22 protein-coding genes are annotated in these 21634 nt (G+C 52.6%); 10 read left to right on the top strand and 12 right to left on the bottom strand.

Annotated elements, in window-relative coordinates:
* Positions 1–59: 59 nt before the first annotated feature.
* Positions 60–410 carry a hypothetical protein gene (locus G477_RS0104385; protein WP_026696910.1) on the top strand — a complete coding sequence of 117 codons (351 nt, stop codon included), beginning with the start codon at positions 60–62 and terminating at the stop codon, positions 408–410.
* A 222-nt stretch (positions 411–632) separates the two neighbouring features.
* On the opposite strand, the gene G477_RS0104380 is transcribed toward G477_RS0104385, so the two are convergent.
* Positions 633–1247: a histidine phosphatase family protein gene (locus G477_RS0104380; RefSeq protein WP_084406125.1), complete on the bottom strand. Its 615-nt coding sequence runs from the start codon at positions 1245–1247 to the stop codon at positions 633–635.
* Positions 1248–1256: 9 nt separating this feature from the next.
* On the bottom strand, positions 1257–1433 hold the full coding sequence (locus tag G477_RS0104375; RefSeq protein ID WP_245575388.1) for an SE1561 family protein: 177 nt from the start codon (positions 1431–1433) through the stop codon (positions 1257–1259).
* A gap of 151 nt (positions 1434–1584) precedes the next feature.
* On the opposite strand from G477_RS0104375, the gene yfkAB reads away from it, so the two are divergent.
* A complete protein-coding gene (gene yfkAB / locus G477_RS18705; RefSeq protein WP_245575387.1) occupies positions 1585–2730 on the top strand; it encodes a radical SAM/CxCxxxxC motif protein YfkAB in 1146 nt (381 codons plus the stop codon).
* A 245-nt stretch (positions 2731–2975) separates the two neighbouring features.
* Here yfkAB and G477_RS0104365 read toward each other — a convergent pair whose 3' ends face one another.
* From G477_RS0104365 to G477_RS0104355, 3 genes are all read right to left on the bottom strand, one after another.
* Positions 2976–5147: a tetratricopeptide repeat protein gene (locus G477_RS0104365; RefSeq protein ID WP_026696907.1), complete on the bottom strand. Its 2172-nt coding sequence runs from the start codon at positions 5145–5147 to the stop codon at positions 2976–2978.
* Between the two features lie 62 nt (positions 5148–5209).
* Complete coding sequence (locus tag G477_RS0104360; protein ID WP_026696906.1) at positions 5210–6562, bottom strand: MATE family efflux transporter; 1353 nt, start codon at positions 6560–6562, stop codon at positions 5210–5212.
* Positions 6563–6578: 16 nt separating this feature from the next.
* The gene (locus G477_RS0104355) at positions 6579–6968 is read right to left on the bottom strand and encodes an OsmC family protein (RefSeq protein WP_026696905.1); all 390 of its coding nucleotides are present in this window, start codon (positions 6966–6968) and stop codon (positions 6579–6581) included.
* Between the two features lie 409 nt (positions 6969–7377).
* On the opposite strand from G477_RS0104355, the gene G477_RS0104350 reads away from it, so the two are divergent.
* A complete protein-coding gene (locus tag G477_RS0104350; protein ID WP_026696904.1) occupies positions 7378–8583 on the top strand; it encodes an MFS transporter in 1206 nt (401 codons plus the stop codon).
* A 70-nt stretch (positions 8584–8653) separates the two neighbouring features.
* On the opposite strand, the gene G477_RS0104345 is transcribed toward G477_RS0104350, so the two are convergent.
* From G477_RS0104345 to G477_RS0104335, 3 genes are all read right to left on the bottom strand, one after another.
* Positions 8654–9451 (bottom strand): VLRF1 family aeRF1-type release factor, encoded by a 798-nt coding sequence (locus tag G477_RS0104345; RefSeq protein WP_026696903.1) that lies wholly within the window; start codon positions 9449–9451, stop codon positions 8654–8656.
* 15 nt (positions 9452–9466) lie between these two features.
* Positions 9467–9847 (bottom strand): hypothetical protein, encoded by a 381-nt coding sequence (locus tag G477_RS0104340; RefSeq protein ID WP_026696902.1) that lies wholly within the window; start codon positions 9845–9847, stop codon positions 9467–9469.
* Positions 9848–10322: 475 nt separating this feature from the next.
* On the bottom strand, positions 10323–10754 hold the full coding sequence (locus G477_RS0104335) for a hypothetical protein (protein ID WP_026696901.1): 432 nt from the start codon (positions 10752–10754) through the stop codon (positions 10323–10325).
* A gap of 366 nt (positions 10755–11120) precedes the next feature.
* Between G477_RS0104335 and G477_RS18700 the strand changes: the two genes are divergently transcribed.
* Positions 11121–12614: a BCCT family transporter gene (locus G477_RS18700; RefSeq protein WP_051287683.1), complete on the top strand. Its 1494-nt coding sequence runs from the start codon at positions 11121–11123 to the stop codon at positions 12612–12614.
* A 415-nt stretch (positions 12615–13029) separates the two neighbouring features.
* Here G477_RS18700 and G477_RS0104325 read toward each other — a convergent pair whose 3' ends face one another.
* Positions 13030–13983: an MBL fold metallo-hydrolase gene (locus G477_RS0104325; RefSeq protein ID WP_026696900.1), complete on the bottom strand. Its 954-nt coding sequence runs from the start codon at positions 13981–13983 to the stop codon at positions 13030–13032.
* A 98-nt stretch (positions 13984–14081) separates the two neighbouring features.
* Here G477_RS0104325 and G477_RS20875 point away from each other — a divergent pair, with 98 nt between their 5' ends.
* Positions 14082–14225, top strand: a complete 144-nt coding sequence (locus G477_RS20875) for an FbpB family small basic protein (protein ID WP_156897283.1) — start codon at positions 14082–14084, stop codon at positions 14223–14225.
* A gap of 189 nt (positions 14226–14414) precedes the next feature.
* On the opposite strand, the gene G477_RS0104315 is transcribed toward G477_RS20875, so the two are convergent.
* Positions 14415–14747, bottom strand: coding sequence for an SCP2 sterol-binding domain-containing protein (locus G477_RS0104315; RefSeq protein ID WP_026696899.1), 333 nt, complete (start codon positions 14745–14747; stop codon positions 14415–14417).
* A 299-nt stretch (positions 14748–15046) separates the two neighbouring features.
* Between G477_RS0104315 and G477_RS0104310 the strand changes: the two genes are divergently transcribed.
* The gene (locus G477_RS0104310) at positions 15047–15676 is read left to right on the top strand and encodes a YczE/YyaS/YitT family protein (RefSeq protein WP_026696898.1); all 630 of its coding nucleotides are present in this window, start codon (positions 15047–15049) and stop codon (positions 15674–15676) included.
* A gap of 122 nt (positions 15677–15798) precedes the next feature.
* Here the strand turns inward: G477_RS0104310 and G477_RS0104305 are convergent, their stop codons facing one another.
* A complete protein-coding gene (locus G477_RS0104305) occupies positions 15799–16533 on the bottom strand; it encodes a lysophospholipid acyltransferase family protein (protein ID WP_026696897.1) in 735 nt (244 codons plus the stop codon).
* A gap of 117 nt (positions 16534–16650) precedes the next feature.
* Between G477_RS0104305 and G477_RS0104300 the strand changes: the two genes are divergently transcribed.
* On the top strand, positions 16651–16926 hold the full coding sequence (locus tag G477_RS0104300; RefSeq protein ID WP_026696896.1) for an acylphosphatase: 276 nt from the start codon (positions 16651–16653) through the stop codon (positions 16924–16926).
* Positions 16927–17213: 287 nt separating this feature from the next.
* On the opposite strand, the gene G477_RS18695 is transcribed toward G477_RS0104300, so the two are convergent.
* Positions 17214–18569 carry a lysine N(6)-hydroxylase/L-ornithine N(5)-oxygenase family protein gene (locus G477_RS18695; protein WP_051287674.1) on the bottom strand — a complete coding sequence of 452 codons (1356 nt, stop codon included), beginning with the start codon at positions 18567–18569 and terminating at the stop codon, positions 17214–17216.
* A gap of 90 nt (positions 18570–18659) precedes the next feature.
* On the opposite strand from G477_RS18695, the gene G477_RS0104285 reads away from it, so the two are divergent.
* Genes G477_RS0104285 through G477_RS0104275 form a run of 3 tightly spaced genes read left to right on the top strand, consistent with a single transcriptional unit; the run spans position 18660 to position 21615 of the window.
* Positions 18660–20099: a cryptochrome/photolyase family protein gene (locus G477_RS0104285; protein WP_035211162.1), complete on the top strand. Its 1440-nt coding sequence runs from the start codon at positions 18660–18662 to the stop codon at positions 20097–20099.
* A complete protein-coding gene (locus tag G477_RS0104280; protein ID WP_026696894.1) occupies positions 20096–21280 on the top strand; it encodes a GNAT family N-acetyltransferase in 1185 nt (394 codons plus the stop codon). Before G477_RS0104285 ends, G477_RS0104280 begins: the two co-directional genes overlap by 4 nt.
* Positions 21281–21306: 26 nt before the next feature.
* Positions 21307–21615, top strand: a complete 309-nt coding sequence (locus G477_RS0104275; RefSeq protein WP_026696893.1) for a hypothetical protein — start codon at positions 21307–21309, stop codon at positions 21613–21615.
* Positions 21616–21634 lie beyond the last annotated feature (19 nt).

Raw genomic sequence — 21634 nt, 5'->3', positions numbered from 1 at the left:
TATACATCTGTTAAACTAAGAATGTTTCGAGAGACATCATGTGATAAGGGGCGATAATTGTGTCTAGTTCCACGCAGCTTGTATCCTACAAAATCATGATGGATGTATACCAGCGTGCAGACCGATCAGATATTCTTCAACATGCAGCGGACCTTCTTCGTGAAACCGTTCCGGCGATTCAGTGGTGCGCCATCTATTGCCTGAATGACGGCAGCCAGCTTGCCTGCTGCAGTGACAAGTCAAAAGATGAGCATGCACCCGTACTTCGCTTCCCTATCAGCTGGAAGGGCAGTACCACATCGGAACTTCACATTCAGGAAGCTTCCCCGCTCAGCGCAGAAGACATGGAACAACTCCAGTCCCTCGCTGATGCGCTCGGCGGCATGGGCCTTTGCTGCCGAGAAGAGTAGCAGGTTCTGCTGCCGGCAGCGATGCCGTCTGATCACCGGGGAAACCCGGTACATAACAGCCTTCAAGCCCGTGAACGTGTAGTGCCGTGCACCGGTACTGCACGCTCCCGGTGCGCCCCTTATGCATGCAGCGAACACATAGAACCCGCCAGTGCCGAGTCCGAGCTGCTGACGGGTTTTTGTATCTGCGGCTGCAACAGGAACATCTTCGATCAGACCAGCTTAGGATTCGTGATCCAAATGCGCGGTATTGTTGACATAATGAAATTTCGCCTGGCCCATCTCATCGATAAACACTTTCGTGATCCCTGTATTATGAATAAGAAACGGGCGGTTCAGCTGATGCCACATATCCCCTGCGATCATGTACATGAGCAGGATACTGATGAATCCTCCATGGGATAAGGCCGCAATCGTTGCTCCACTGTGCTTCTCCAGCCAGCTGTTCACCAGTGTCTGGCACCGCTCGGTCAGATCATCGAAATTTTCCGTCCCGGGAATCCCGGAAGTGACAATGCTTTTGTGCTCCAGCTCCGGGTACATCTCTATCAGCTCTTTCCGTGTACGGCCTTCCAGAGGACCGAGAAAGACTTCGCGGAGCAGCGGCGAAGCCTCGAGTGGCATGTTCTTTTTCTCCGATACTGCCTGCCCTGTGGCGAACGCACGGGTCAGGTCACTGCTGTAGACAGCATCGAAATGAACGTCCTGAAGCGAGGAAGCCGCCAGTTCCGCCTGCTTCTTCCCGGCTGCGGTTAAGGCGAAATCCGACTGTCCCTGAATAATATGCTCCTTATTTCCTTCTGATTGTCCGTGTCTTAATAAATAAATCGTGGTCAAAACGGCCTCCTATTCATAGTGGCTGCGGTACTGACGGCACTGTGTTTCCAGTTCATCCAGCCTGCTGATCAGCTGGTCTATATCTTCAATGCTTGTCTCTTCTGGATCCAAGTTGTCGAGCATCTCCATCAGCATATCCATCCGATCCTGCAGCTGATGCAGTTTTCTTTGTTTTTCGTCTGCCATACTATCCATCCTTTCCTTCATAACGTTCCCTATTTTATCACATCCAGTCCCTGCGGCAAGTCTGTCATTTCTTCGTCAGGTCCCCTGTATAGACCTGACGAACGTGCTTCGCTGTGTTATCATGAAAAGCGCGAAAGGAGGGTTTCACCAGATGGAAACAATCCGACCATCCAATGATCCCTGGGAAGCTTACTTAGATATCGAAGACCATGGCAGGTCTGTCCTGTCCAACATAGAATTTACGACGACCAATATCTGCAACATGCGCTGCGAACACTGCGCTGTCGGCTACTCGCTGCAGACGAAGGATCCGGACGAAGCTCTGCCGGCTGCGTACCTGATCGAAAAGCTGGAAGACATCCCACACCTCCGCGCGTTGAGCATTACTGGCGGCGAACCGATGATGAACATGAAATCGGTCAAAAACTATGTCGTGCCGCTTCTCCGCTATGCACATGAAAGAGGCGTCCGCACTCAGATCAATTCCAACCTGACCATGCCATTAAAACGCTATGAGCTGATCCTTCCCTACCTGGATGTCCTGCATATCTCGCACAACTACGGATCGATGGAGGACTTCAAGCATATAGGCTTCGGCGCCATGGAAAGCAAACCCCCGGAGGAGGTCCGGGAGAAATACTTTCACCGCATGGTGGAAAACAGCCGGGAACTCGCTCGTTCCGGCGTGATGATCTCTGCCGAAACTATGCTGAATACCCGCACCCTGCCTCACCTGGAATCCATTCACGAGCAGATTGCCGGGATGGGAGCGGTCAGGCACGAGGTACACCCTATGTACCCAACTTCCTTTGCCGAACATTTAACAACCGCGGAGCTTGGGGACATCCGGGAGGGTATCCACCGTCTGCTTGATGCAAGGAACCAGGATATGTGGATGCTGTTCGGTACGCTGCCATTCTATCCGTGCAGCAGCGAGGAAAAAGACCTGAAGCTGCTCGAGCGGATGTATCGGGAGCCGAACGTCACCATCCGGAACGATCCGGACGGCCGCTCCAGGCTGAACGTGAACATTTTCGACGGGAGCATCCATGTGACCGACTTTCACAGCGACGGCGCCCTTGGCAGCATCGAAGACCAGTCTCTTCCCGAAGCATTCGACCGCTGGCGGCAGTCGGCTACATCCCGTTCTCTCTCATGCCACTGCCCTGCTGTCAGCTGTCTTGGCCCGAATCTGCTCGTCAAAAACACGTATTACAAGAACGTGGATTTTCTTCAGCGCAGCTCGAAGATCACACGCCCCGGATACGAACCGGTATCGACTACCGGTGAAAGGTAAGCGGACGGAGCGCCGCCCTTTTATTAAAGCGCTGGGAAAGCTTATTGTAGTTATTTGATGAAAGCAGCGATAGGCGGTGACGCTCAGGGGACAAGCCCTTGAGCAAGCGTCCACCGAAAACGGATGACATCATCAACGAACAATAACATAGCCTTTATCAAAAACGTGCTGCCCTTTCCGATCGAAAAGAGTCCCGCCGGCGATACCTTTGCCGGCGGGACTCTTTGTCGTTATAGACCGGCGTGTTACCGTCCGGCTGCGTTCTCTTCGATCAAGCGGGAGCACTGTTTTTGACGCATGTCGAAAATTTTCAACGGATCAAAGAAGTACTCTGGATGCTGCTGAACCTCCGCGAGTTCCTTCTTCGTATGCTCCAGGTGAGTACGGTACGTCTCTGTCAGTTCATCCAGATCTGCCTGGACATCGGTGTAAGCCGATTCCACATCCGCTTCCACCGCCCGCTCGAACAAATCGAATTCGAAGAACAGCTTATACGAGAGTGTTTCGGAAATATCCGAGAAATCATCTTCTTCCAGGTAGCGGCGGTACTGCTGCAGCACGAAGCTTCTGCTCTGCTGCATGTCGCCGAACAGCTTGCCGACGGTTCTGGAGAGTATCTGCTTCGGCTCCAGGCGCGACATGATATTTTCTTCCGGCAGGTCTGTTCGATTGATCATCCTGGTGAGATCCCGCTTCCAGTCATTGACCAGCTGCAGATCCAGGCCGAGGCGCACCGCTTCCTCCCCGATATCGTCGTTCAGGGAAGTGCTTTCCTCCCGCATCGAAGCGTCTGCTTCCTGCAGCTCTTTTTCCGTTGTACGGAGCCAGTGCTGGACGGATTTACGGAAGACTGGGAACAGTTCCTCGTGCACGAAGCTCCGCAGGCGGAGATTCATCGCCGCATTCAGGTCATCATGGAGCGTCTTCACGCTTTTCTCTTCGTCGAGAACATCGTCTGCCGCTTTGATGAGCGACGGCACGTTGGATTCAAATTGTTCTTTCTGCATCTGCTTCATGGTCTGATACGTTTCGAGAATCGAGGACTTCCGCGCCTCTTTTTCCTGTGAGAGCACGTGAGCAAAACTTTCAAAACGGGTGAGCATGTGCTCATAGAACGAGATAGAGCTCTCAAGCTGACTCTGGACAGTCACCTGCTGCTCTTCAAGACGGCTGAGCAGGTTTTCTACCGCGCGGGAGAGCTGCCCTGCCGTCACGGCAGCTTTCTCTTCGTTCTGACGGAGATCCTCCAGCCAGGAGACACGGTCGAACGTCACATCCTTCTGCTGCTGAAGCAGAGCATCCACGTCCGGGATGCCGCGCAGATCGCGGCGGAGCTGTTCCAGGGTCCCTTCCCGGTCGCCGTCCTCAGCACTGCTCCAGGACAGAATCGATTCCAGCAGGCGGAGCATTTCTTCTACTGCCAACGATGCATGGGATCCGTTTTCTTTCCCCTGAAATGCAGGAAGCGTTTCTTTTTCCGGATAAACTTCGTTCCATGCTGCCTGAGCAGCTGCTGCAATAACCGTGGAGCTGCTCGCTGCAAGCAGTTCCCAGTGACGAAGCAGATCCGGCATGACTGGTTCGATTTCCGCTTCCAGATAATCGCCGTTCGTCAAATCCAGGTAAATATCGTGGTGAAGTGCTGCCATCGTCTCCCACTCCGGTCCGCGGCTGGTCTCCACTTCCGCGAACACACGATTCATCGTGCCGACCCAGTACAGGTAGCTCCCCGTTCCACGGTAGCGAGACGTGAGGGCGCCAATCGTTTCCTTAAAGAGTTCATGATTCATGGAGCCGAGATGAATGAGCGGATGCTCAAAATACTCGGGCGTCATATGATCCGTGCGCCCATGTTTAATGTAATCGAGCAGATCATCATACCAGCCGCTGTCGCCGGTGCGCTTTCCTTCTTCCACAGCAAGGTCGACCGCTCTCTGCCAATCCTGATAATCTTCATATACCGACTTGGCAAGCTCGGTGAGATCCGGATAGCTCCGGTCAACGGCCAGCGCTTTATGAAGCCATTCGTACACTTCATCCCGGGCCTTCTCCCTGGCATACACGGCAACGAGCTGCAGCGCGGTCTCCACCTGCAGATCTGGATGGTCGGTAGAGACACTATGGTAGGTTTCCTTCGCCAGTTCATAGGATTCCAGCTCGTAATATGCATCCCCGATATTCTTTACTGCCCAGGGACTCAGTTCGCCGGTCACCTGCTGCCATTTGAACATCGCACTCTCCAGATCGAAGAGACGGTAATATACTTCCCCCTGCGCATAGCGGACCGTGGAAAGTTCCTCCTCATCATGGGGTTCTGCGGCTGCTAATTTTGCACCGAGCTGTAGTGCTGCTTTTCCCGGGTCATCTTGATTCACAAGATCCCTGTAATATGTTTTTTGAACGAACCATTCACTCATCATTTTCCCTCCAGCATCGTACTTTTACTTTATTCCTGCAGTATTAGTCGATATTTCCAATTTTAAGTTTCATCCTTTTCTTCAATCACTCGAATCTCTCTCCATCGCCCCCAGCGGTAATATCCGGCTGCGATCACGGCGCTGAGAATAAGAGAGATGCCCATGCCGATACCGATGCCCTGCTCTCCCAGCCAGGAGGCAGATACATAAGTCAGCGGGAAGCGGAGGATCCAGAAAGAAATGACGTTCAATACGAACACCTGCATCATACCACCAGCTGCGCGGATGATGCCGTTCAGCACAAAATTAATCCCGAGAAAAGGATAGAAAAAAGCGACAGTCTGCACATACATAGTACCAAATGCGACGGTTTCATCATCCTGCACAAACATGGAAACGGCCCATTCTGCACTGAAAAAAACGAGCGTACTGATAGTAAGAGAGACGACGCCGATAAGAATCAGTCCACTTTTCGTAATTTCCCGCACGCGCTCCCATTTGTCTGCACCGATGTTCTGTCCTGCCATCGCATTAATGGCGGACCCGAGGGTCAGTGCCGGAAGCATGATCAGGCTGTCGAGCCGCTGGGCAGCGCCAAAGCCAGCCGTTACTTCCTCACCGAAATTGGTCACGACGGTCATGATTGCCAGCACCCCACCGGAGATCACCATCATGGAGAGTCCGGAAGGCAGGCCGAGCTTGAATATTTTCGATGCCTGCGTTTTCCCCGGAAGGAACGGCATCGAGAACGGCACTCCGGCGCGGCGGATCGAATACTGCAGTCCATAGACGAAAGCAGATCCCTGGGACACGATCGTTGCCACCGCTGCTCCAGCGATGCCCATATCCAGCACATAAATGAAAAAAGGGTCGAGCACGGCGTTGAGGAGCAGGGCCATCGTGACGAAGCGGACCGGCGTCTTCGAATCTCCCAGCGCGCGGAGGACGGTAGCAATGAAGTTATAGCCGAACAAAAACAAAATACCGATAAAGTTGATGCGCAGATACAGCGCTGCCGGCGGGATTGTTTCTTCCGGCGTTCCCATGAACGTAAGTACTTGTTCGGCGATGACAAAACCGACGATCCCGAGCATCAGGGCGAGTGAGCCGAGGATGACGACAAAGGCATTCAACGCCCGCCTTAACCCTTCATCGCTGCCAGCTCCCCGGTACTGGGAAAGAATGGTCAATGCGGACGTGTTGATACCGATAATAAAAGAGAGAATCGTGAAAATGACTGTACCTGAGACAGCCGTAGCTGCAAGGGCATTTGCTCCGAGAAGATTTCCCACCCACAGAGAATCGACTACCTGGTAGGACGTCTGCAGAATATTCGTCAGGAAGATCGGAGAGGAAAACAGAATCATTTTTTTCATGATGCTGCCTTCTGTGAAGTCGTACTGCTTTCCTGCCATCAGTTCCGTCCTCCTGTCAGTCGGAGCTGCTCAATTCAAATGTTTCTGATATGTCGACAGATCCTTCTACTGTTCGTGCCATCGGGCAGTTTTTTGCCGCCATATCTACAGCACGGGCCACTTTCTTTTCTGCCAGATTGCTGCCTTCAATGCGGTAGTGAAGAGCGATGGCTTCGATGCGGTTGGCTTCTGCTTCATTTCTTGTTACATCCGCATCCACTGTCAGGGAAGTCACCTCCATCCGCTGCTTTTCCAGTACTTTTCTTAATACCGAGGCGCTGCACACAGCAATCGATGTCACCATCAGCTGGAAGGGACGGAAGCCATGCTCGTCCTCCCCGCTGACCTGCAGTCTGCCAAACGTTGTTTCTGTATCAAAATAGTCTCCCTGCCATGTAAATTCCATGGAAAAAGCCTCCTTCAAAAAAACTTGTCTTTTCTATTGTACGAAATTAAACAGGTCTGTGCTACGAAAAAAAACTTGAAACGAACGAAAACCCGTCCTTTTTCTTTCACCTGCACCCCACTATAATAGAACAGGAGTGCGCAGCCCCTTTTAACCGGAACAACGTCTGCCGCTGGCTCGTTGAAGAAAGAACGGGATCTACTTTCTTCCTTCGCGGCCAAGCGACGCCGTCTCTCTTGATAAGAATGTCTGCAATCTTATCAACCAAGAAAAACGACGCTGGAACTGACCACAACGGATGCGTCATCATTTTCATCGAAATAGATCATCCACAGACGTTCGATCAAGGATCAGGACGCTTGTGTGTTTTGATCCCTAGTTCATACTGCAACGAAAGGAGGCGTCTGGATTGAACGCTCCCGTCTTCCGTTACTGGGTCCTGGTCGGCATGGTGCTGATTGCCGGCTTCTCCCAGGGCATGCTTCTCCCCGTACTCGCGGTGCTGCTTGAATCAGCAGGAGTCCCCTCCTCTATGAACGGGGTCAATGCTGCCGCCTTGTACATCGGCATCATCCTCGTATCACCTTTCATCGAAAAACCCGTCCGCCGCTGGGGATATAAGCCGGTTATCCTATCCGGCCTCATCCTCGTGACGGTATCTGTCCTCGTCATTCCGCTGTGGCAGGCCTTCTGGTTCTGGTTTATCATGCGGATGGTCGTCGGCATTGCCGACAACCTGATTCATTTTTCCACCCAGGTCTGGATCAGTACAACGGCACCAGCAGCAGTAAGAGGCAGGCAGCTCGCTGTATATGGTCTCGCCTTTGGACTCGGTTTTGGTGCCGGCCCGATGATGACTCGTCTGCTTGATATACATATCATGCTGCCGTTTCTTATCTCTGCCCTGCTCAGCGCAGCAGCCCTCATCCTGATGACGCTGGTTAAAAATGAATTCCCAGATGGAGGCGTTGAGACAGCTTCAGGGCTGAACACGTGGGGACGCTACCGGCAAGTATGGACGAAAGCCTGGTTCGCCCTCCTCCCCGGCTTCTGCTATGGCTATCTGGAAGCATCCATCCACGGCAGTTATCCGGTGTATGCGATGAGGATGGGGATTGATCTGCAGCTGACTACGATGCTGCTCCTCCCCGGCTTCGTTTTTGGAAGCCTCCTCACCCAGCTCCCGCTCGGCATGCTCAGTGACAGAATCGGCAGGAGCCGTGTCCTGATTGGGCTGATGGCTTCCGGTGGAGCGCTGTTTGCTTTCATGCCGCTGGCTGAAGCCATTCCCTGGCTGCTTTTCAGCGGGTTTCTCGTTACCGGGATGCTGCTTGGCTCCCTGTTTTCTTTAGGGATCGCCTATCTGGCCGACCTTGTTCCGACGGATCTCCTTCCGGCCGGGAATGTGATGACGGCCGTTCTTTTCGGATTCGGCAGCATGCTCGGCCCTGTCATGACAGGCGTCCTTATCGAAGTCATCGGCAGCGGTGCTGTCTACCTGTCGCTGAGCAGTGTTCTCTTCCTCATGACCGCCGCCGGTATGTTCTTTCATTACTCGCAGCACGCCCCCGTCGATGCCATCACCGAACAAGAACCTGACAGAGCCGGCCGGTAACACACGCCTGCCGGCTCTTCGAAAAAGAGCGCCCGGCCGTTGTCGGCACAGGCGCTCTTTTGGTTGTTTATTACCGTTCAAAAACTTCGCTTAAAATCTTGCTTGATTCGGCACCGTTCAGATTTTTCTGTACGATGCGCGCCGGCTCCGTCTGAAGGACGTCGGCAAAAGTTCTAGCCGCATCTGCCTCTGCTACGATATTCAGCTCATGCCAGCCCGCTTCTTTGCGGAGTTTTTCGACTTTCTGAGCCATATCCTTGTAGAAGCGGTACTTGTTCTCTTCAAAACGCTGCTTGAATTTATCCACGTGGGTCGCAGAAGAAGCCTGACGGTCTTTCGACGCCATGCCGTCGGACAGGTTCCACTCTTCTTTGTTGGAATCAAATTCGAAGACCCACTCTTCATTGACTTCGCCGAAGGACGTATCAATGATGCGCACTTCGTCATTGTTCGGCATAACAATACCGGAACGCGGGAACTTCTCCTGTACCTGCTTCAGCTCATCCAGCTGCGGTGTCGGCTCCCAGTAGAAGTTTGTCTCTGTTGGAACCTGAAGATAATGAACCGACCATAGATCTTCATGATCCGAAGCGAAAATCACAACGCTTTTTGCCAGGTTCGGGCGGTTGCCCTTGATTTCGTTATCCACCTGCTTTTTCAGCTTCTGATATGCCTTCAGCTCATCCTGAGAACCAGACGCCTCAATGTATTCTTCAATACGGTTGAGACCGTTCTTCAAACGAATCTTCCATTCCCCTTTCTGCTGATCCATGTCAGCCGGGTCGGTGTTTAGATATACAGTCAGAACGCACTTCCCATCAGGGCATTCTACTTTTTTGAGTGATTTGAGTTCGTTGGTTAATGTCATATTACACCATACCTCCTAGAGAATTGTATAGTGATTATGTTTCCTCATTCCTCTGCTTTCAAACTTAGATTTCCAATGCATACCGGATTTTTTCTTCTCGCGGTGGAAGACACTATGGAAAACCCTGTTTCCTGCATAAACGAAGACGGAAAACAGAAGCACGGTGCATGCAATGGCAATCAATCCGGCGGGGGTACTCAGGAATCCGGCTGCACTTTTGACGTACACCCAGATCATGGACAGAATATGGCCTGCAACAGAGACGGTATACAGCCGCTGCATACTGAGCTGGCTGTCTTTCGTGCGTTTCCATACTTTCACGGCTGCGCCGACAGCACTGATCATACTGACCAGAATAGCGGCTGCATAAATCGAAAGCATCCATGCGGAAGACATGAGTGCCACTCCCTTCATTTGTCAATTTTCACTATCATATCACAAATGGAAAAAGCAGTCACATAATCCAACCAAAACAAATTAAACAAAATAAAATGAATCAGAGCAAACAAGTACTATCGTACATCGAACAGAAGGTGGAGAACGGCACCTCCCCATCTTCTTCGGGAAGCAAGGGGTCTTCGTGCTTCCCGAGCAGCCGGCTAGGCCGTCACACTGTATGAAAACTTATACATTCCTATAATAGAACAAAAGCGCAAAGCGCCTTTTGGTCGGAACGGCGCACGGAAGCGCTGCAGGCTTTTTGAGGGAAGAAAACGTTCTTTGTTTCTTCCCGAGCAGCGCATGGAGCCGCCGTCGCACTGTATGAAAACTTATACATTCCTATAATACAAAAAAAGCGCCCCCATACAGGAGGCGCCCTATTCGCGGACATGCTGCCGCGCTTGTTTCATTTCTATTCGCTGATTCAGCCTCAGCGGTCCTGCGGCTGATTGCCTTCCCCGTCGGGCAGATGTTCAATCGGGGTTTCGCCTTGAGACTGATCAAGTCTGCCGGAGGCCTGGTTTTCCATCAGCTCTTTCCACTCTTCATTGACATTCTGCAGTACCTGCATCACTTCTTCTGCATGCCGACGCATATTCCAGACGGCATCCATGAGGTTTTTCACATCATCGGACGCCCGGTTGACGACTTCCTGAATCTGATCACCGGATGACTGCAGGTGGTCGACGACCATCTGCCGGTTCTGTCTTACCATCCCGACCATCTGCTTTGCCTGTACAGCTGAAGACGAAGCCGTATCAATCACTTTTCTTCTTGTTTCTGCATTGGCAGCAGCCGCCGCAGCACCTGCTGCAAGGCTGAGAACAATCCCGCCTGCGATAAACTTTGTATTCCTGCTCATTGCTGACCCTCCTATGATCTCTTTTTTTCATTCTACCATTGTATAACAGGATCTGTCATTCCTCTTCCCTGAGGGAACGCCCGCCCTCCATTTTCAGCACGGTTCATGCTTCTTATTCATAGATGGAAACGCCACTGCAGCTCGGCAGGCTCGCCCGCACCGGACATCAGCAGCGGGAGGCCTTTTGCATCAACATTCACCACAAAAAGGGCTTCATTTTTACGGGTTGCATTACACCTTAAGGACTGGTATCGTTATGCCTTGTGCTGTCATTTACCCGACAGCTTAGATCACTCCTGAGAAAAAACAGGGGATGAAACAGGAGGAACACCATTGACTAAAAATCCAAAAATTGATTGGCCCGTCATGCTCATCAGCGGCGGGCTGCTCATCGCTTTCGTCATCGCATCTTTAATTAACGTGGATGCGGTTGGCGCTTTCGTAGACTGGTCCTTTGGCTTTGCTACGACGTATTTCGGTGCTTTCTGGCAGGTACTGATGCTGTTGACATTTCTCGTTGCCATGGTTATTGCTTTTTCTAAATTCGGCCACATCCGTCTCGGACGGACAGCGGAGCCGGAGCTCGGTACATTCAAATGGATCTCAATCATCATGTGTACCCTTCTCGCCGGCGGCGGCGTCTTCTGGGCTGCGGCTGAGCCGATCAATCACTTTCTTGAAGTGCCTCCGATGTTCGATGCAGAAGCCGGCACAGCGGAAGCAGTTGTGCCCGCTATGGCACAGGCCTTTCTTGACTGGGGCTTTCTCGCCTGGGCAATCCTCGGTACGCTCTCTGCGATTGTCATCATGTACGGCCACTTTCACCGTGGCATGCCGCTGAAGCCGAGAACGCTGCTGTACCCCGTTTTCGGCGAAAAGATTGCAGCACCAAAAAATCCAATCGGTATCGCAGCGGATGCATTTTCTATTATTTCTGTTGCTGCCGGAACGATCGGACCGATTGGTTTTCTCGGACTGCAGGCAGCGTACGGACTCGATTCGCTGTTCGGCATTCCTGATGTATTCCTGACGCAGCTTCTCATTGTGTTCGGCCTCGTTGCGATTGCAGCGGTTTCCGCCGCCACCGGCCTGCATAAAGGAATACAATTTCTGAGCCGTTGGAATGTGATTCTGACGCTGGCCCTTATTTTCCTCGTCCTGATTCTCGGACCGGGCGGTTTTATCATCGATACCTTCATCGGAACGATGGGCGTCTATACCCGGGATTTCCTTGAACTAAGCCTTTATCGCGGAGATACCGCCTGGCTGTCGTTCTGGACCTTGTTTTTCTGGGGATGGTTTATCGGATATGCACCAATGATGGCCATCTTCATTGCACGGATATCCCGAGGCCGGACGATCCGTCAACTCGTCACAGCTGTCGCGATTGCTGCTCCGCTGATCACGAACTTCTGGTTTTCTGTTGTCGGCGGTTCCGGTATCTTTTACGAACTGCAGGAAGCGGGCGCCGTTTCCGGAGCACTCGATGAAGGCGGCATGCCGGCTGCGATGATTGCGATCGTCGAGCAGATGCCATTTGGTACGCTGCTGGCTGCGGCTTTCCTTGTCGTCACCGTCATTTTTGTTGCGACGACAACCGACTCCATGAGCTACACCATTTCGATGGCCGTCACCGGTTCTCCGTCACCAAAAGCAAGCCTGCGCGTATTCTGGGCGCTCCTGATGGGGGCCGTCGCCTCTGTTCTGCTTTACCTCGGAGAAGGAAGCGTCGATGCCCTGCAGTCCTTTATCGTATTCGCAGCACTGCCGGTGTCGCTGCTGCTCCTCCCGACATTATGGACAGCACCGCGCATCGTAAAAACATTGTACAACGAACAATTCGAACAGCAGAAAAAATAAGCTCCCCTTCCGGCTGCAGCGTCGGAAGCAGAATGAACCACGTCCGAAGCACAACTGCTTCGGACGTGGTTTTTTTCAAAGCGCTGTTAAAGCTTGATGTTGTTATTTGATGAAACTAGCGATAGGCGGCGACGTTCAAGGGATAAGCCCCTGAGCAAGTGTCCGCCGAAAGCGGATGAAAACAACAACGAACGATAACATAGCCTTTTTCAAAGTATAAGAATATATAAGTTCTCATTAAGGGTGACGGCGCAGCCAGCTGCACGGGAAGCATAAAGAACCTATGCTTCCCTCAAAGATCCTGCGGTACACGGCGTTCCGATCAAAAGGCGCTGCGCGCTTTTGTTCCTTCGCAGGGGAGCAGGGTGAAAGTATTCCGCATTTTGTTCTGCAGACGCAGGCAGTATTATGCCCTTCAACGTGGAACTGCCGTCCACACGCCGTCCGTTTCCACCCAGTAGAGCGCCTCCTGTGCTTCAAGAAGATCCAAGTGCCCAAGGGTTTCTGAGAACGTTAGATCGGGCTGCTTCTGATACATGTCCGGATAAAACGTTTCCGTTAAGGCAGCTGCCGTCATCGGCTCTCCGTTCATGACCTCCTTGAATCTTGCTGCTTTCGTTATCTGCTCCCGGAGCCGTTTTTCCACTAAGGGAAGCGGGTCCTGTACGATATCCCCGTGCCCGGGATAAACCACCGAGGCTTTCCTGAACTTTTTCAATGATTCCCGATACTGAAGAAGCGTTTTAGGCCTGTCTTCCCCTGCCTGGGGAGCTTCCAGGATCGCATTGGACGAAATATGCGGCAGGAGGTGATCTCCGCCGATGGTTCTACCTGTACTGTCCATGAGGGAGACATGCGTCTGAGCATGGCCCGGCGTATAGACCACACGCCAGTCCGGAAATCCCGGCAGCACATCTCCTTCCTTCAGGCTCCGGTGCATGCTGCTTTCCAGGCTGAATGCCCGGTATTTCTCCTGCCGCCGGCGAATGCGCTCAATTTGCTCTGCTTCCATCCCATGGGAGGTATACAAGTCATGATAGAACGTCCGGATGCGATCAAAGTGGGCTTCCGTTTTTTCCAGCCAGGCCGCCGTGTACGGATGTCCTGCGATCACAGCCGTCTCTTCAAATTTCCATGCAAGTCCTGCGTGATCGGGATGATGGTGGGTCAGTACCACCATATGGATATCACTCGGCTGCAGGGAAAGCTCCCCGAGCCCATAACAAAGAGCCTCCCACGCTTCTTCTGTATAAGGCCCCGTGTCGACCAGAATGTTCGTGTCTCCCTGAATCACATACACGAACACATCACCGACGAGAAAAGGTGTCGGGATCTTCAGCCTGCTGATAACGGAAGCAGCAGTGGACATACGAACCCTCCTTTGTTCAGAATTTTGTAACAAATGAAACATTCCAACTTTTCTGATGAATGGTATACTGGAAAAAACGACGAAAAGGTGCTGATGTCATGCGAAGACATATTCGTAAATCCATGCAGGAATTAATTGAAGAAAACAAACAGGAGATCTTGAACGATCCTCACACGCTTCATTCGATTGATGAGAAGCTGGAGCAGAAACTGGAAACCGAGTACAGCCGGCGGAATGAGTAGCCTCTTCGGCTGCATACCAGGATCCCAATTTTCGCTCCGGCGGTTCTTACGCCAACAGAAAGCACGCCCGTCCCCGTCTATGGCTGCGGGCTCGTTGAGGTGTGTTTGAAGTCCGAATGGCTATCTGCTCCCAGCACTGGAGCGAAGCTCTCCACAGCCTGGAACGAAGGTGAAGACGAATGGGACGGCTCAATCCCCTAAGTACTGTTTGACGAGCGACTGGAATTTCAATGCGTGGGTCATATCTCCTTTGACCTTCAGCTTCCCGCTCATATAGGCCATGGCTGCATTCAAATCGTCTGCCGCCAGTTTTTGAAAATATTCTTCACTCATCTGTAATGTAAGCCTCGGCTCCTTCTCTTCTCCAACCATGTAAGCCGCTTTTCCCTCTTGAATATCAAGCTGATACGTTTCGTTCTGGTCAGTGATGTCAAACTGATACGTATAGCTCAAGTTCTCGATCGGGGCAGGTTCTTTCTCCATCTTGCTGACGAGCTGCTGCAGTGTTGCTTCTACACTCATGCGGACCTTCCTCCTTTAATGATGAATGACTATTCATTCATATTTTACTTTGTTTCTGCTCGTTTGTACAGTCTTCCCTTTTCAGCTGCGGCTCCTGTTTTTTCGTCCCGCCTATGGTATGATGTGACAAGTGAGGAAAGCAGCACCACAGCATGCCTGTACGGTGGATACTGCTCCTTCCGGCCCTTTATTAGACGTTGTCTTTCAGGGTCGAAGGAGAGCCGCGTTCAAACGTGCCGGCGAACCCTGCTTTCTCCCTCGTAAATCATGCGCCAGATGCGCCAGAAGGATGCTCAACCATGAAAAACAATCTGATCACTTCTCTCTTTTACCTTACAGGTCTAGTCGCTTTAAGCTTCGGCATCAGCTTGATTATTACCGCCGACCTCGGCGCCGGGCCGTGGGATGCCTTTTTTGTCGGATTAACGCAGCAGTTTGGACTGACCGTAGGCAGCTGGACGTTTCTCATCGGTTTTCTGCTCATTCTGATCAACGGCGCGCTGCTCCGAAAACTCCCGGATTTTTCCGCGCTCATCACCATGTTTCTCATCGGTATTTTCATCGATACGTGGCTGCTGATTGTATTGGCCGGATTTTCTCCCGATATGCTGCTTCTGCGGGTGCTGATCATGAGCAGCGGCATTTTGATCTGTGCGGCCGGCATCGCGTCGTATCTGCAGTCTTCTTTTGCCCGAAATCCAATTGACCAGGCGATGATCGTTTTCCATACGCTGACCGGAAAAAGCCTCGCTTTTTCTAAAACCTTTCTTGAAGTCACGATGCTTTTTGCTGCACTCGCCTTGAGCGGGCCGATCGGTGTCGGCACACTGCTCATCGCGTTCGGGATCGGCCCGCTGATTCAGCTGCTGCACCGGCCCATCAGTGCACTATATCAAGGCATCACAGCCAAGACCGCTTCCTCGTGGTAACGTAACTGGAACGACTGGAGGATACGAAGAAGGAATCTACAGCAGGCACAGATACGATGTCCATAGACGGAAGGCCCTCCCCAAATCCTGGGGAGGGCCTTCCGTCTATAGAGCAGTATCGGCTACTGCTGCCTCTCTTCCTGCTGCAGGTTCGTCCGCCGGAGATCTGCTACTGCGGATTCGGTGACTGCAGCCAGCTCCTCCAGCTTCACTTTTTTCTCTTGATGGAGTGTGATTGGAGCGCCGAACGTCACCTGGACGCTGCCGGGGTGGATTCGTTTTCCGTGCTGCTCCATCATGCTGCTTGTTCCTGTAATCGCTATGGGGACAATCGTACAGCCGCTCATTTCCGCCAGTTTGAAGCTGCCTTTTTTAAACTGCCCCATTTCGCCACCTTTGTTGCGGGTCCCTTCAGGAAAGACAACCAGGCTGCTTCCCTGCTTCAGCTTTTCCGCGCCTTCCCTCATGGCCCTGACTGCCTGACGGCGGTCGGCTCGATCGAGAAAAACACAGTCCAGCTGCTGCATCCAGCCGCTGATGAGCGGAATTTTCCCTACCTCCACTTTCGAGATAAATCCTGTTTTTCTGCCAGTGCTGGAGAGCAGAACGGGAATATCAAAGTTTCCTTCATGGCAGCTGACGAACAGGACCGGCCCTTCCGGTATCTGACTGCTGCCGGAAACAGTCACCTTCCCTCCGGCCAGCCGGATGAGCGAAGACGACCAGCGGACGGCATGTTTATGAACAAAGGCCGCCCGCTTCTGCTCATCCTTAATCAAACGCGCCTTGATCAGCCCCGGGCTGATAAAAAGAAGATACAAAGAGAAATACGTAAACCATACTACTGTTCGAATCATGGGCATCACAAACCTTCACGTAGAATTCCGCTCCTCATTATAGAAACAATGGAGGTGTAAAAACAAGCCCTGCAGGGAAAAGAGAAGCGACAAATACGTGAAGGCGGTGATCCTGCAATGAAACGATACGACATTACTGTAACCGGCAAGGTACAGGGCGTCGGCTTTCGTTACTTTGCCCAAATGGAGGCAAAGCACCATGACCTGACAGGCTGGGTCCGGAATGAACTGGACGGCAGCGTACGTGCAGAAGCGCAGGGAGAAGAGGAGAACCTGCACGCGTTTATTTCCGCGCTGGCGAAAGCACGGTATCCGGCTCAAGTGGATGACGTCATCCCACTGGATATCGATACCGTCAACTCGGAAAAAAGTTTCCGCATCCGGCACGACTAGCCTCCCGATTCCAACGAAGTGCCAGGAACGAAGCAGCAGTTCATGAACCCTGCACGAAAAGGGCCGAGCACCTGCTGATCGAAACGGCACACCGCGGCCTCCTCCTGGCCGTTCGTTTCAGGAAACCGCTTCTTTCCCTGCGGGCGGAAAGAAGCGGTTTTTTAGTTGATCATCATGTATGCGCTCTCATCCGGGGCGACAGCTTCAAACGCTCTAAGGGAAGAAAGACGTCCCCTTTCTTCCCGCAGCAAGCCTGCGCCGCCCGCCGTTCCCGACAAAAGGTCTCGTTACGCTTCGTCGTTGTATGAACCTGGTCCTTTCTGAAGAACACTGCCTCTGCCAGCAGCCGAAAACTGTTGAAAGATCGTATCGCGCTGGTCTTCATACACCGTCCGCCCGGCTATCTGGTTAATGATCACCGTGTTCCGGTGAACCGAGAGCGCCAAGTTGGTCGCGCCTGCCCCATGACTATGCACGAGGTCGGTCAATGGATAGACCGCATGCCGGCGTTCATCCTTGAACTGCAGCGCAAAGCCCCGCTCCACGGCTGGGTACTGCTTATCTTCGTCTTCATACACGGCATCGTCCAGGATCTTCTGATACCAGCCGGGGATATCCGGCTTATACCCGGTGCCGAGGATCACGTTATCCACCTCCCTGGTAAATACCGTCTCCTCCTGTTTCTGCCGGCACGTCACCACGTAACGCCCCCCTTTTCTTTCGATCGCTTCTACCTCCGTATTCGGCTGGATCACGGCACACTCTTCCCCTGTGCCTACCGTACGATGATAAAGCAGATCATAAATTTGATGCAGTGTCGACTGTTCAACCCCGTTGCGAAGCGAAGTCAGGTTCGGCAGTTCTGCCAGTCTTTTTTCCAAAGGCAGCGCATGATAATAATCAACGTAGTCAGGCGAAAACACCTCCTGACCTAATTTTCCTGCTTCCAGCTGAAAAAAACCAGGAGACCGGGTATACCAATGGAGCTTCGGACGGCCGTTCTTCTGCTTTTGAAGCTGCTCCAGGAACACTTCGGCCGCGCTTTGGCCCGAGCCGGCGATCAGGACATCATCCGCTTCGAGGACGCTGTCTTCATGAAAGAGGTACTGGCTTGTATGAAGCACATCTTCGGCGGGAAATCCCTGCAGGTGCTCAGGAACGTTCGGCTTCGTCCCTGTGCCTACAACAAGGTGGCGGGCATAGTATCGTTCTTCGACCTTCGTCTCCCGGTCTTCGATTACGACTTCATAATACGTCTCTTTATCCTCTGCACCCACGACCTTTTTCCCGAATCGGCATTCCGGAAGCTGATCCGCCGTCCACTTGGCATAGTCGTTATATTCCCGTCGTGGAATGTCGAACCGGTTGAAGAAGAAAAAGGCATGCATCCGGCCCTGCTTATGAATATAATTTAAAAACGTAAACGGGCTGGTCGGATCGGCAAAAGTAACCAGATCTGCCAGAAAAGGCACCTGCAGATCTGATCCTTCCAGCAGCATCCCAGGATGCCACTGGAATGCAGGGGTTTCATCAAAAAAGAGCGCATCGATCTCTTCTACGGGATGCAGCAGCGCTGCAAGGCCCAGGTTGGCAGGACCGATCCCGACACCAATCACGTCATGAATCTGTTTCTGTTTCGTCAATGAGGTTTCCTCCCGTTCTTTTTCGGAAATGAGTAAAAGTATAGATGTCGTATCTGCTGCGGCAGCTAAGTAAACCTGGAGGTGCTGTACATGACCAATCATACAACCGCGGTCTGGTTCCGGAACGACTTTCGTTTCGATGACAATCCAGCTGTCGAAGCGGCCTGGAATAACGCGGAAGAACATCATGGAGAGATCCTTTTCTTTTTTCATCTCCATCCTGACTTTACGTCCCATATTGATATCAGCAGCGATTATTTTTTTCAGACCGTCGCTGCGTTTGCTTCCCAGTGCAGAGACCATGGGTGCAGGCTTCATCTGCTGCACGGGTCCGTCGAAGAGGCGTTTGAGACCCTGTTCGAACGCGCAGGGTCCATCCAGACCATCTTCTGTGCGCGAGAATACACCTCTTTTGCTGCCGAAAGGGATGCACAGGCAGCCGCTGTCATACAAAAGCACGGCGCTGCGCTCGAACATACGGCCGGCAATTATGTACATCAACCTGAAGAGATTCTCACGAAAGAGGGCACTCCCTACAAAGTATATACCCCTTATTCCCGGAGCTGGATGCAGGCAAACAAGCCGGCCCTTGCCTGGGTGAAGCCGGAAGATATCGGAGAGAGACAGAGCCGTACCAAAGCACTGGACGCCGAAGCAGAACATGCCTTCGACGACGTGCTCGCGCGCTGCTCCTCAGACTGGAAAAGGCTCGGAGAGGAAGAAGGGAAAAAGAGGCTCGAATCTTTCTGCAGAAGTGTGCTCCCAGATTACCACGACATGCGGGATCTGCCGGAAAAAGCAGGAACGAGCCGCCTCTCCCCCTACTTGAGAACCGGTGCCCTCTCCGCCCGCAGGGTCTATACTGCCGCAGACAGCTTTCGGCAGAAAACATCCAAGCCCGGTCCGGAAACGTTCATCAAAGAGCTCGCCTGGCGCGACTTCTACACGATGATTCTTCACCATTTCCCGGAGACAGAGACGAAAGAGTTTCAAGAGAAATACCGCAGCCTCCCATGGCGCTATGATGATGATCTCCTGCAGCGCTGGAAGGAAGGCCGTACCGGCTTTCCCATCGTGGATGCGGGCATGCGCCAGCTGAACAGCATCGGCTGGATGCACAACCGGCTGCGGATGATTACTGCCTCCTTCCTCACCAAGGATTATCAGATAGACTGGCGTCTCGGTGAAGCGTATTTTGCGCAGAAATTGATTGACCATGATCCCGGATCCAACATCGGCGGCTGGCAGTGGGCAGCCTCAACGGGAACAGATGCCGTCCCGTACTTCCGGGTGTTCAGCCCAATCCGTCAGGGCGAACGCTTCGATCCGGACGGCACGTTCGTAAAAAAATACGTGCCGGAACTAGCGGACGTCCCCAAAAAATACATTCATGAGCCTCACACGATGTCCCGCCAGCAGCAGGAAGAAGCCGGCTGCATCATCGGTTCAGACTATCCGGAGCCGAGCGTGGACCATAAAATCGAGCGGAAAAGAGCGATTGCGATGTTCAAAGGAGAGGATGAAACATGATCATCCGGAAAATGAAGCCGGGCGAGGCAGACAAGATCCTGGATTTGTCTGCCTTCGCTTTCCAGCACCAGATGACGGAAGAAGAACGACGGCAGCGGAAAACAGAAATGAACCCTGCAGAGACGTGGGTGGCGGAAGCGGACAAAGACATTCTCGCCAAATTGACCGTACTTCCGCTGCACCATTTTTTATATGGCGCCTCGATTCCGTCCGGGGGCGTTTCAGGAGTAGCCAGCTGGCCGGAATACCGGCGGCAGGGCATCATTTCCAAGCTGCTGAAGCACGCGCTTGAAGAGATGTATCAGGAGGGACAGTACCTCTCCTTTCTCTTCCCGTTTTCCATCCCCTTTTACCGCCGTTTCGGCTACGAGCTCTTTGCCGATCAGGAGACGCTGACACTGCAGCGGGAGCAGCTGCCTCCGCGGGAAACGCACGAAGGTGTGTGTCATCGGGTCACTCCGGATAACCCGACTTTGGAAAAGGTGTACCGTACTTGGGCTTCCCGCTATAATGGCACCATCGACAGAACACCGGAATGGTGGAAAAAATCGGTTTTCCGCCGAAAGACGGGCATGGCAGCTGCCTACTTCCGGGGAGGAGAGGTACGTGGGTATCTGCTCTATCACATGAAAGAGAATCACATGGATATCCAGGAGCTCGTATGGCTGGATCCTGACGCGAGAAAAGGTCTCTTTGCGTTTATCACGAATCACGATTCCATGGCAAAAACGGTTTCTCTCCGACTGCCGGCGCACAGTCATGTTCCATACCTCCTCCATGATCCAAAGGTGATAAGGAACACCCAGTCTTATTTTATGTGCCGCATCGTCAATGCCCCTGCTCTTCTCGCCAAACTGCCAGTCCAGCTGCCGGCCGGCAGATCGCTGACGCTGCAGGTGGAAGATTCTTTCTGTGCCTGGAATGCTGGCACCTATCAGATGAAATCAATGGAAGAAGGAACAGACCTGGCCTTCACGCCATCCGGGGAGACCTCCCCTTCTGACACCGGGACGGATACACAGCTGGAGCTGTCCATTCAACCGCTCTCTGCAATTGTCATGGGGGCACAGTCTGCAGTACAATTATGGGATGAAGGAGTTATTCACGGAGATCGTGAAGCTGCACGGATGTTGGACGAGTCGCTTCCAACGCAGTCCACCTTTATATACGACTTTTTCTAAATGCTCGAAGGAAAGGAGTGGGATACGTGAAAGGGCTCCTGGAACCATTGTTTTCAAAACTGTACGGTCCTGTCCCGGCGGACGCCAGCCTGCGGCTGTATTACTGGGTCACCGCTGTCATCTTCTTTTTCCCGGCTGCTGCCAGTCCGGTGTTTTTTGTCAGCTACCTTGTTCAGAGCGGTCCGGCGTTCGCCTTCACCTACGGTCTGCTGATGCTGTTCATTGTATGGATTCTCATGCCGGTGATTTTCAGGCTGATTATGAAAATGAACCGTTTTCTCTTCAATGAGAAAGACCGGCCGCCGGAGAAGAAAAACCAGCGCAGCCGTTCCTGACCAGATCAAGATGGGACAA

The sequence above is a fragment of the Alkalicoccus chagannorensis DSM 18086 genome, assembly GCF_000429725.1.
In the GTDB taxonomy this organism is placed as follows: Bacteria; Bacillota; Bacilli; order Bacillales; family Salisediminibacteriaceae; genus Alkalicoccus; species Alkalicoccus chagannorensis.
Note: the sequence above shows the minus strand (reverse complement) of the source record. Positions and strands in the feature narration are given on the sequence as shown.